This window comes from Streptomyces cahuitamycinicus (assembly GCF_002891435.1).
In the GTDB taxonomy this organism is placed as follows: domain Bacteria; phylum Actinomycetota; class Actinomycetes; order Streptomycetales; family Streptomycetaceae; genus Streptomyces; species Streptomyces cahuitamycinicus.
The window spans coordinates 1-10,677 of the sequence record NZ_POUC01000283.1; the positions used below are offsets into that span (position 1 = coordinate 1).

The 10,677-nt window shown below is 68.5% G+C and carries 11 protein-coding genes; 9 read left to right on the forward strand and 2 right to left on the reverse strand.

Annotated elements, in window-relative coordinates:
* The 3 genes from C1J00_RS29480 to C1J00_RS29490 form a co-directional block, all read left to right on the forward strand.
* On the forward strand, positions 1-1,164 hold a 1,164-nt coding region (locus C1J00_RS29480), incomplete at its 5' end, for a site-2 protease family protein (protein ID WP_180989734.1).
* A gap of 52 nt (positions 1,165-1,216) precedes the next feature.
* Complete coding sequence (locus tag C1J00_RS29485; protein ID WP_102912043.1) at positions 1,217-2,119, forward strand: tRNA (adenine-N1)-methyltransferase; 903 nt, start codon at positions 1,217-1,219, stop codon at positions 2,117-2,119.
* 319 nt (positions 2,120-2,438) lie between these two features.
* On the forward strand, positions 2,439-3,017 hold the full coding sequence (locus tag C1J00_RS29490; protein ID WP_102912044.1) for a hypothetical protein: 579 nt from the start codon (positions 2,439-2,441) through the stop codon (positions 3,015-3,017).
* Positions 3,018-3,076: 59 nt separating this feature from the next.
* On the opposite strand, the gene C1J00_RS29495 is transcribed toward C1J00_RS29490, so the two are convergent.
* Entirely contained in the window at positions 3,077-3,382 is a 306-nt protein-coding gene (locus C1J00_RS29495) for a ferredoxin (protein ID WP_102912045.1), read from the reverse strand.
* A 245-nt stretch (positions 3,383-3,627) separates the two neighbouring features.
* Between C1J00_RS29495 and arc the strand changes: the two genes are divergently transcribed.
* The 6 genes from arc to prcA all read left to right on the forward strand — a co-directional run bounded on the left by arc (position 3,628) and on the right by prcA (position 9,760).
* On the forward strand, positions 3,628-5,394 hold the full coding sequence (arc, locus tag C1J00_RS29505; RefSeq protein ID WP_102912046.1) for a proteasome ATPase: 1,767 nt from the start codon (positions 3,628-3,630) through the stop codon (positions 5,392-5,394).
* A 234-nt stretch (positions 5,395-5,628) separates the two neighbouring features.
* Positions 5,629-7,140 (forward strand): depupylase/deamidase Dop, encoded by a 1,512-nt coding sequence (gene dop, locus C1J00_RS29510; protein WP_342751761.1) that lies wholly within the window; start codon positions 5,629-5,631, stop codon positions 7,138-7,140.
* A gap of 178 nt (positions 7,141-7,318) precedes the next feature.
* Positions 7,319-7,537, forward strand: a complete 219-nt coding sequence (locus tag C1J00_RS29515) for a ubiquitin-like protein Pup (protein ID WP_019757212.1) — start codon at positions 7,319-7,321, stop codon at positions 7,535-7,537.
* 24 nt (positions 7,538-7,561) lie between these two features.
* Complete coding sequence (locus tag C1J00_RS29520) at positions 7,562-8,164, forward strand: endonuclease VII domain-containing protein (protein WP_102912051.1); 603 nt, start codon at positions 7,562-7,564, stop codon at positions 8,162-8,164.
* Entirely contained in the window at positions 8,116-8,961 is an 846-nt protein-coding gene (gene prcB, locus C1J00_RS29525) for a proteasome subunit beta (protein ID WP_102912048.1), read from the forward strand. Before C1J00_RS29520 ends, prcB begins: the two co-directional genes overlap by 49 nt.
* A 67-nt stretch (positions 8,962-9,028) precedes the next feature.
* Positions 9,029-9,760 (forward strand): proteasome subunit alpha, encoded by a 732-nt coding sequence (gene prcA, locus C1J00_RS29530; RefSeq protein ID WP_102912049.1) that lies wholly within the window; start codon positions 9,029-9,031, stop codon positions 9,758-9,760.
* Positions 9,761-9,966: 206 nt separating this feature from the next.
* On the opposite strand, the gene C1J00_RS29535 is transcribed toward prcA, so the two are convergent.
* Positions 9,967-10,677: LacI family DNA-binding transcriptional regulator (locus tag C1J00_RS29535; RefSeq protein ID WP_102912050.1), on the reverse strand; the 711-nt coding region annotated here is incomplete at its 5' end.

Here is a 10,677-nt window from a genome sequence, read left to right on the forward strand (position 1 = left end):
CCCCAGCGCCCGGAGCCCCGAGGCGGGCTGCTCATGGGGCGGCCCTTCGGCGTGCCCGTGTACGTCGCGCCGAGCTGGTTCCTCGTCGCCGCGCTGATCACCTGGGTCTTCGGCGGCCAGCTGGAGCGCGTACTGCCCGACCTCGGTGGCGCCCGCTACCTGGTCTCCCTCTTCTTCGCGGTCGCCTTCTACGCCTCCGTGCTCGTCCACGAACTGGCCCACACGGTCGCCGCCCTCCGCTTCAAACTCCCGGTCCGCCGCATCCGGCTCCAGTTCTTCGGCGGCGTCTCCGAGATCGAGAAGGAGGCCGAGACCCCCGGCCGGGAGTTCGTCCTCGCCTTCGTCGGGCCCCTGCTCTCCCTCGTCCTCGCCGGCGTCTTCTACGCCGCCGCACAGGCCGTGGAACCAGACACCGTCCCCGGCGTCCTGCTCGCGGGCCTGATGATCTCCAACCTCATCGTGGCCGCCTTCAACCTCCTGCCCGGCCTCCCCCTCGACGGCGGCCGCATGCTCCGCGCCGTCGTCTGGAAGATCACCGGCAAGCCGATGAAGGGCACCATCGCCGCCGCCTGGGTCGGCCGCGCCCTGGCCGTCTCGGTGCTCATCGGACTGCCCCTGCTCACCCAGTCCGGCGCCCTCGGCACCGACGCCGCCGACAACGTCGGCATGGACACCGTCCTGGACGCCCTGCTCGCCGCGATCCTCGCCGCGATCATCTGGACCGGCGCGGGCAACAGCCTGCGCATGGCGCGCCTGCGCGAGCACCTCCCCGAGCTGCGCGCCCGGGCCCTCACCCGCCGCGCGGTCCCCGTCGAGACCCACACCCCGCTCTCGGAGGCCCTGCGTCGCGCCAACGCGGCCGGAGCCCGCGCCCTGGTCGTCGTCGACACCGACGGCCAGCCCCTCTCCCTCGTCCGCGAGGCCGCCATCGCCGGCGTGCCCGAGCACCGCCGCCCCTGGGTCGCCGTCAGCGGCCTCGCCCAGGACCTCACCGACGGCATGCGAGTCTCCGCCGAACTGTCGGGCGAGGAACTCCTGGACGCCCTGCGCGCCGCCCCGGCCACCGAATACCTGGTGGTGGAGGAGACCGGCGAGATCTACGGCGTCCTGTCAGCGGCCGACGTGGAGCGCGCCTTCGTCAAGGCGATGGCGAGGCCCTCCTAGCTCCGCCGCCCGAGTGGTCGGTGGCCCCCTCCAGGGCCGGTAGGCTGGTCACATGTCCGAACCGACCGGTGCCGCCCGCAGGCGCGGGCCCTTCAAGGTCGGGGACCAGGTTCAGCTGACCGACCCCAAGGGCCGCCACTACACGTTCACGCTCGAGGCCGGGAAGAACTTCCACACCCACAAGGGTTCCTTCCCGCACGACGAACTGATCGGTGCTCCCGAGGGCAGCGTTGTCCGTACCACGGGGAACGTCGCCTACCTCGCGCTGCGCCCCCTGCTCCCCGACTACGTCCTGTCCATGCCCCGCGGCGCCGCCGTGGTCTACCCCAAGGACGCGGGGCAGATCCTCGCCTTCGCCGACATCTTCCCCGGCGCGCGCGTCGTGGAAGCGGGCGTCGGCTCCGGCTCGCTCAGCAGCTTCCTGCTGCGCGCCATCGGCGACCAGGGCATGCTGCACTCCTACGAGCGCCGCGAGGACTTCGCCGAGATCGCCCAGGCGAACGTGGAGCGCTACTTCGGAGGCCCGCACCCTGCCTGGCAGCTCACCGTCGGCGACCTCCAGGACAACCTGTCCGACGCCGACGTCGACCGCGTCATCCTCGACATGCTCGCCCCCTGGGAATGCCTCGAGGCCGTCTCCAAGGCGCTCGTCCCCGGCGGCATCCTGTGCTGCTACGTGGCAACCACCACCCAGCTCGCCCGGACCGTCGAATCCATCCGCGAGATCGGCTGCTTCAACGAGCCGAGCGCCTGGGAGTCGATGATCCGCAACTGGCACATCGAGGGCCTCGCCGTCCGCCCGGACCACCGGATGATCGGCCACACCGGCTTCCTGCTCACCGCCCGCCGCCTCGCCGACGGCGTCGAGCCGCCCATGCGCCGCCGCCGCCCCGCCAAGGGCGCCTACGGCGAGGACTACGCGGGCCCCAACGCCGACGGCGGCTCCGGCCGCTGAGGCAGCCCGTCACCCCATCCAACGCACCGGCGCCGTGCCGCAGTTCCCGGACCCCAACCGGAACTACGCCACGGCGCCTCCGCGTTACCGCCCCGGGTGAACCCCGCCGCAACGCCGTTGACCTGCCGCGAAGCCCGCAACCGCCGGATCCTGCCCCAGCAGCGGCCCAGCCCGCGCAGGACCGCTGACACAGCGACAGGAAACCGCAGCCCCTCTGACTTCCCCGGCACGGGACGTGCACACCCCCCCGTTCCCTCACGATGTGACGTGTGGCACCATGCTGGCCACCCCACCGGCACCGCCTCAGGAGACACTCCTAGTGCAGTCTTCCGCCGTCCCGGAGCTCGCCCACACCCACACCCGCCCCATCCACTGGCTCGCCACCGCCACGGCCGTCGCGGGCGTCGTGGCCTTCTCCTCGGTCCTGCAGCCCGGCGCGGCGACAGCGGCCCAGCCGGCCGCCCCGCAGACCAGCAGCGCCCCGGCGCACACGACGCCACCCGACCCGGCCGCAGTGACCTTCCCGATCGAGTGCGGCCCGGTGAAGGCCGTGGTGAAGAAGCGGGCATCCGCAGACCTCGACGGCGACGGCCGGCCCGAGACGGTGGCCGTCGTCCACTGCGACTCCCCGATGGGCACCCCGCCGGACGGCGTGTACGTCCTCACGCGCGACGCCGACGGCGGCAAACCGCGCGTCGTGGCCACCCTGCTGGACCCCAAGGACGGCACCACCGTCTCCGACTTCGCCCTCTCCGACGGCGCCGTCACGGCCACGCTCCTCGGCTACTCGTCCGCCGACGTGCCGCGTTGCTGCCCCGACGAGAAGAGCGACGCGAAATGGCGTTGGCACGGCGGCTCGTTCATCCGCTCGACCCCCGCCGGGGCTCGCAGCGTGTGATGCCCCCGCGACGCTCTGTGTGAGATATCAGACAGCGGTGACAGAACGTAGAGAAGTAGTCACTCCGCGTCCGGACCGTACACCTCGGCCCTGTCCGAAACACGACGTACATGAATGCAGTCGCCCGGACACTCCTTCGCGGAGTCGATCACATCAGTGAGGAGCGGCAGCGGAACGGGCGTTGTCGCGCCCTTGCCCTGGAGCAACTCGTCGTCGGCGCTCTTCACATACGCCAGACCGTCGATGTCCAGCTCGAACACCTCAGGCGCGTACTGGGCACAGATGCCGTCGCCGGTACACAGGTCCTGATCGATCCAGACCTCCAGCTCCGCACCCTCGGCCCCGGCCACCTGCTCCACGCTCATCTCTCCTGCCGTTTCTCCGCCGAGCCGCATCGGGAATCCGGCCAGCTCCGGCGGGTGTTGAACAGTTCGACCCTACCTCCGGCTGGGTTCCAATCATGTTCGCTGGGTATTCCCCTGGCGTGAGGGAGAGCGCAAGGGTGAAGATCGGACACACCCCGACCGTCTTTGTGATCTAGGGGTTTCAATCGACACCCGCCCAGGTAGGGTCTGGAAGCGTCCAGCTCCCCTTGGAGGAGGTGAGGACCGTGGCAGCCCACGACGACGACATGAACCGCGGCATCCGCCCGGGACGCGGGTCCGACGACCCGGCCGGGCAGATCGCCTATCTTGAGCAGGAGATCGCCGTCCTGCGACGCAAGCTCGCCGACTCTCCGCGACACACGAGGATTCTCGAAGAGCGGATCGTCGAGCTGCAGACCAACCTGGCCGGCGTGTCCGCGCAGAACGAGCGACTCGCCAGCACACTCCGTGAGGCCCGCGACCAGATCGTGGCCCTCAAGGAGGAGGTCGACCGGCTCGCACAGCCACCGGCCGGCTTCGGCGTCTTCCTGACAGCCAATGAGGACGGCACCGCCGACATCTTCACCGGCGGCCGCAAGCTCAGGGTCAACGTCAGCCCCAGCGTCGAGCTCGACAAGCTCCGACGCGGCCAGGAACTGATGCTCAACGAAGCGCTCAACGTGGTCGAGGCCATGGAATTCGAGCGCGTCGGTGACATCGTCACCCTCAAGGAGATCCTCGAGGACGGTGAACGAGCCCTGGTGCTCGGACACACCGACGAGGAACGGGTGGTGCGGCTCGCCGAGCCACTGCTCGACGTCACCATCCGCCCCGGCGACGCCCTCCTGATGGAACCCCGCTCCGGCTACGTCTACGAGGTCGTACCCAAGAGCGAGGTCGAAGAGCTCGTCCTCGAAGAAGTCCCCGACATCGGCTACGAGCAGATCGGCGGCCTCGGCGGCCAGATCGAAGCCATCCGCGACGCGGTCGAGCTGCCGTACCTCTACCCGGACCTGTTCAAGGAGCACGAGCTGCGCCCACCCAAGGGCGTCCTGCTCTACGGGCCCCCCGGATGCGGCAAGACACTCATCGCCAAAGCCGTCGCCAACTCGCTGGCCAAGAAGGTCGCCGAGGTCACCGGCCAGGCCGCCGGCAAGAGCTTCTTCCTCAACATCAAGGGCCCCGAACTCCTGAACAAGTACGTCGGCGAGACCGAGCGGCAAATCCGCCTCGTCTTCCAGCGCGCCCGGGAAAAGGCCAGCGAGGGCACCCCCGTCATCGTCTTCTTCGACGAGATGGAGTCCCTCTTCCGCACCCGTGGCTCCGGCGTCAGCTCGGACGTGGAGAACACCATCGTCCCGCAGCTGCTCGCCGAGATCGACGGTGTGGAGGGCCTGCAGAACGTGGTCGTGATCGGCGCCTCCAACCGCGAGGACATGATCGACCCCGCCATCCTGCGGCCCGGCCGCCTGGACGTGAAGATCAAGATCGAGCGTCCCGACGCCGAAGCGGCGAAGGACATCTTCGGCAAGTACCTCACCGAGCGCCTCCCGCTGCACTCCGACGACCTCAACGAGCACGGCGGCAGCAAGACCACCACCGTCCAGAGCATGATCCAGACAGCGGTGGAACACATGTACACCGAGTCCGAGGAGAACCGCTTCCTGGAGGTCACCTACGCCAACGGTGACAAGGAAGTCCTCTACTTCAAGGACTTCAACTCCGGCGCCATGATCGAGAACATCGTCGGCCGCGCCAAGAAGATGGCGATCAAGGACTTCCTCGAGAAGAACCAGAAGGGCCTCCGCGTCTCCCACCTCCTCCAAGCCTGCGTGGACGAGTTCAAGGAGAACGAGGACCTGCCCAACACCACCAACCCCGACGACTGGGCCCGGATCTCCGGAAAGAAGGGCGAGCGGATCGTGTACATCCGCACACTCATCACCGGAAAGCAGGGCGCAGACACCGGACGCTCCATCGACACGGTGGCGAACACCGGTCAGTACCTGTAAAAGGCAGGGCGGCTGCGGGTGCCCTCGACGGGTACCCGCAGCCGACTGTTTTTCAGGCCACGGCTGGAGCAACGCAATGACGCAAATGATCTCCCCACCAGCGCAAAGGCGTTCTAGGCTCTTGCGTACCGCCAAGTCGCGCAGTGCGGGGACGTGCACCGCACACGCAACCGAGCGCCAGCGGTATCTGAGTGGCGCCCACGACCGAGGGCGCCGCCGGGCAAGGAGGGCCGCATGACCGTACGGCGAGTAATGGGCATCGAGACGGAGTACGGGATCTCCGTCCCCGGCCACCCCAACGCCAATGCCATGCTCACCTCGTCCCAGATCGTGAACGCCTACGCGGCGGCGATGCACCGGGCCCGCCGGGCCCGATGGGACTTCGAGGAGGAGAACCCGCTGCGGGACGCCCGAGGCTTCGACCTCGCCCGCGAAGCCGCCGACACCAGCCAGCTCACCGACGAGGACATCGGCCTGGCCAACGTGATCCTCACCAACGGTGCACGGCTCTACGTCGACCACGCACACCCCGAATACAGCTCCCCCGAGGTGACCAACCCCCGCGACGCCGTCCTCTGGGACAAGGCCGGCGAGCGGATCATGGCCGAGGCCGCAGAACGGGCCGCCCAGCTGCCCGGTGCCCAGCCGATCCACCTGTACAAGAACAACACCGACAACAAGGGCGCGTCCTACGGCACGCACGAGAACTACCTGATGAAGCGGGAAACCCCCTTCTCGGACATCGTGCGCCACCTGACGCCGTTCTTCGTCTCCCGCCAGGTCTTCACCGGAGCCGGCCGCGTCGGCATCGGCCAGGACGGGCACGAGCACGGCTTCCAGCTCAGCCAGCGCGCCGACTACTTCGAGGTCGAGGTCGGCCTCGAGACGACACTCAAACGCCCGATCATCAACACCCGCGACGAGCCGCACGCGGACGCCGAGAAATACCGGCGCCTACACGTGATCATCGGCGACGCGAACCTGTCGGAAATCTCCACCTACCTCAAACTGGGCACGACCGCCCTGGTCCTGTCGATGATCGAGGACGGTTTCATCGCCGTCGACCTGGCCGTCGACCAGCCCGTGCGCACGCTCCACCAGGTCTCGCACGACCCGTCGCTGAAGCGCCTGGTCACACTCCGCAGCGGCCGCACGCTCACCGCGGTCCAGCTGCAGATGGAGTACTACGAGTTGGCCCGCAAGTACGTCGAGGAGCGGTTCGGGGCCGACGCCGATGACCAGACCAAGGACGTCCTGTCCCGATGGGAGGACACCCTCACCCGACTGGAGCACGACCCGATGAGCCTGGCCGGAGAGCTCGACTGGGTCGCCAAGCGGGAACTCATGGAGGGCTACCGGCGCCGGGACAGCCTCGACTGGGACGCGCCGCGACTGCACCTCGTCGACCTCCAGTACGCCGACGTGCGGCCCGAGAAGGGCCTGTACAACCGTCTGGTGGCCCGCGGGCGCATGAAGCGGCTGCTGACCGACGCGGACGTCGAGCGGGCCCGTACGGTGCCGCCTGAGGACACCCGGGCCTACTTCCGCGGCCGCTGCCTGGAGCAGTACGCGGACGACGTCGCGGCGGCCTCCTGGGACTCGGTGATCTTCGATCTGCCGGGCCGGGACTCGCTGCAGCGCGTCCCAACCCTGGAACCGCTTCGCGGAACGCGTAATCACGTCAAGGAGCTCCTGGACCGCTGCCGCACCGCGGAAGACCTGGTCAGGGTCCTGTCGGGCGGGTGATCGTGGTGAGCGGGTACTCGTCCGGAACCGGCCGGACAGGGTGGAAAGTCCCTGGTCCGGGAATCATCGAGGTGGTCCCCGTACGTTGGAGCAACTGCGGGGCCATTGTCAGACCCGGCGAGTAGGGTCTGATCTTGACCGAGCAACTGTGTCGGGCGAACCGAGCGGGGTGAGGGATATGGCGACCAAGGACACCGGCGGCGGACAGCAGAAGGCCACCCGGTCCACCGAGGAGGTCGAGGAGCAGGCGGCGGAGACGCAGGCTTCCGAGGACCTCAAGGAGCGTCAGGAGAAGCTGAGCGACGACGTGGACTCGGTTCTGGACGAGATCGACGACGTGCTCGAGGAAAACGCAGAGGACTTCGTTCGGAGTTTCGTTCAGAAAGGCGGCCAGTAGCCTTCGAATCGGAGGTTACGGGGGATGTTCGGCTTGGATAGTGAAGAAGGCGTGAGACGCTGCTCGCGGTGCAAGAAGCAGAAGCCGCGGGCAGCGTTCGCCAGGAACAAGTCCATGCGTGACGGCTTGCAGGCTTACTGCCGAGAATGTGCGGCCGCTTACCACCAGCAGAGGCAGGTGGCCAAGGGGCGCAGCATTCGGCCCAGGGTGGAAGTGCCCGAAGGGCATAAGTACTGCCGCACCTGTGGTGAGATCAAGCCGCACAGTGGGTGGACGCGGAACAGTAGCGCTTCGGACGGCCTGGCGACCCTCTGTAAAGCCTGCAAGGCGGTGAAGGGTCGGGCAGGTCACCTGAAGCGCCACTACGGCCTCACCGAAGCCGAGCGGGACGAGATGGTCGCCTCCCGGATGGGGCTGTGCATCATCTGCCTAAAGGCCCCGGCCGCCCATGTGGATCACTGCCACAAGACGGGTAGGGTCCGTGGCGTACTGTGCTTCAACTGCAATTCGGCCATCGGCAAGTTGGGAGACGATCCCGACGCCGTCCGCCGGGCCGCCGCTTACTTGGAAGGAATCGCGTGGAAGCCAACACTCGTAGCACCGGGCGTCTACCAGCTGCCTTCCTGACGCCAGGGTCTTCCTCCTTCATGGACTTCCTGTCCGAGCACCAGCCGGAGATCCTGCCCGGCAACCGGCAACTGCCGCCCACGCAGGGCGTGATCGAGGCGCCGCACGGGACCACCATCGTCGCCGTGACGTTCCCCGGTGGTGTGGTCCTCGCCGGTGACCGTCGGGCCACCATGGGCAACGTCATCGCGCAGCGGGACATCGAGAAGGTCTTCCCGGCCGACGAGTATTCGGCGGTGGGCATCGCCGGTACGGCGGGCCTGGCCGTGGAGATGGTGAAGCTGTTCCAGCTGGAGCTGGAGCACTTCGAGAAGGTCGAGGGCGCGCAGCTGTCCCTGGAGGGCAAGGCGAACCGGCTGTCGACGATGATCCGCTCCAACCTCGGCATGGCCATGCAGGGTCTGGCCGTGGTGCCGCTGTTCGCCGGGTATGACGTGGACCGCGGCAGGGGCCGGATCTTCTCCTACGACGTCACCGGTGGCCGCTCCGAGGAGCACAACTTCGCCGCCACCGGCTCGGGGTCGATCTTCGCGCGTGGTGCGATGAAGAAGCTCTTCCGGGATGACCTCAGCGAGGCCGACGCCACGACGCTGGTGGTGCAGGCGCTCTACGACGCGGCAGACGACGACTCGGCGACCGGTGGTCCCGATGTCGCCCGCCGGATCTATCCCATCGTCACCGTGATCACCGACGACGGCTTCCGCCGGCTCACCGAGAGCGAGGCGTCCGAGATCGCGCGCTCGATCCTGGAGCGGCGGCTGGAGCAGCCGGACGGGCCGCGGGCCGCGCTGCTGTAGCGGCGATCGTCTTCGTGAGGGTGGTCCAGTGAACCGACGGAATCTTCAAGAGAGGGATGGATAACCGGTGTCGACGCCGTTCTATGTCTCACCTCAGCAGGCCATGGCCGACCGGGCGGAGTACGCCCGCAAGGGCATCGCCCGTGGTCGCAGTCTGGTCGTGCTGCAGTTCGCCGACGGCATCGTGTTCGTCGGCGAGAACCCGTCCCGTGCGCTGCACAAGTTCAGCGAGATCTATGACCGGATCGGTTTCGCGGCCGCCGGCAAGTACAACGAGTACGAGAACCTGCGGATCGGTGGGGTCCGGTACGCCGACCTGCGGGGTTACACCTATGACCGCGACGATGTGACGGCCCGGGGTCTGGCGAACGTCTACGCCCAGACGTTGGGCACGATCTTCTCCAGTGCCGCCGAGAAGCCGTACGAGGTGGAGCTGGTCGTCGCCGAGGTGGGGGAGACGCCCGAGGGTGACCAGATCTATCGGCTGCCGCACGACGGGTCCATTGTGGACGAGCATGGCTCGGTCGCGGTGGGTGGCAATGCCGAGCAGATCAGCAGCTATCTGGACCAGCGTCATCAGGAGGGCATGACGCTGGCCGAGGCGCTGAAGCTGGCGGTGCAGGCGCTGTCCCGTGACACCAATGGCAGCGAGCGGGAGATTCCCGCGGAGCGGCTGGAGGTGGCGGTGCTGGACCGTACGCGCCCGCAGAAGCGCAAGTTCAGGCGGATCAGTGGGCCTCAGTTGTCGCGGCTGCTCGGCGGCGGTGCGGAGGACTCGGCGTCGGAGGACGACGAGTAGTACTGAGGACGACGAGTAGTTCTGACGTGGTGCGATGTGCCCTGGCGGGGTGGTGGCCGGGGCGCGTCGTCGTATTCGGGTAGTTCGTCGTGGCGTCTTCTCGCCGGTGGTGGGTCGGGGCCGCGCCGGGGGGTGTCCGTTCTCGCATGCGTCCCGCTCCGCCGGGTTGCTCACTCGCCCGGCTCCGGCATCGACGCCCAGCGCCGCTAGCGTGGTCCGGCCGTGGAGCCTCGGAGTATCAGCTGTACCGGGATGTCGCCTGCCTCCGGGGCCTGGCCCTCCAGTACGGCGAGCAGGGCGCGCATGCCGCGCTCGCCGAAGAGTTCGGCGTTCAGGTGGACCGTCGTGAGTTCCGGGTCCATGGCCGTGGCGAGGGCCAGGTCGTCGACGCCCGTGACCGACAGGTCGTCCGGGATGCGCAGGCCCAGACGGCGGGCTGCCTTGTATGTGCCGGCCGCGAGCTGGTCGTCGTCGCAGATGACGGCGGTGGGGCGAGGGCCGGGGGGCGACAGCGCCGCTTCGGCGGCGGTGACGGCTCCTTCGATGTGGATGGGGGAGCGGGCCGTGCGGATCGACGTGCCCGGTACTTCCGACAGCCTTGCGGCGAGTTCTCGGGCGCGTACGTCGAAGGTCCAGGAGGGGACGTCGGCGGCCAGGTGGAGGAAGCGGCGGTGGCCCAGGGCCAGTAGGTGTTCCGTGGCTTGGCGGATGCCGTCGGCGATGTCCAGGTTGACCGTCGCCGCGCCGAGGCTGCCTTCCGGGTCGCTGTCGAGCATCACCAGTGGCAGTGCCTCGCCGCGGATGGCGGTCAGGGCGTCCGCGGCCATGGAGGAGGCGATCACGCCGTCCAGTGCGGCCTGTGCGGAGGCGAAGGGGTCGCGGGCGGGGCCGATGCCCTCGGGGGAGGGGTAGAGGAC

What these genes read in the sequence shown, in the direction of transcription:
- C1J00_RS29485 (WP_102912043.1), top strand. Translation starts at nt 1,217, where the DNA reads ATGTCCGAACCGACCGGTGCCGCCCGCAGGCGCGGGCCCTTCAAGGTC.
- C1J00_RS29495 (WP_102912045.1), bottom strand. Translation starts at nt 3,382, where the DNA reads ATGAGCGTGGAGCAGGTGGCCGGGGCCGAGGGTGCGGAGCTGGAGGTC.
- dop (WP_342751761.1), top strand. Translation starts at nt 5,629, where the DNA reads ATGACCGTACGGCGAGTAATGGGCATCGAGACGGAGTACGGGATCTCC.
- C1J00_RS29515 (WP_019757212.1), top strand. Translation starts at nt 7,319, where the DNA reads ATGGCGACCAAGGACACCGGCGGCGGACAGCAGAAGGCCACCCGGTCC.
- C1J00_RS29520 (WP_102912051.1), top strand. Translation starts at nt 7,562, where the DNA reads ATGTTCGGCTTGGATAGTGAAGAAGGCGTGAGACGCTGCTCGCGGTGC.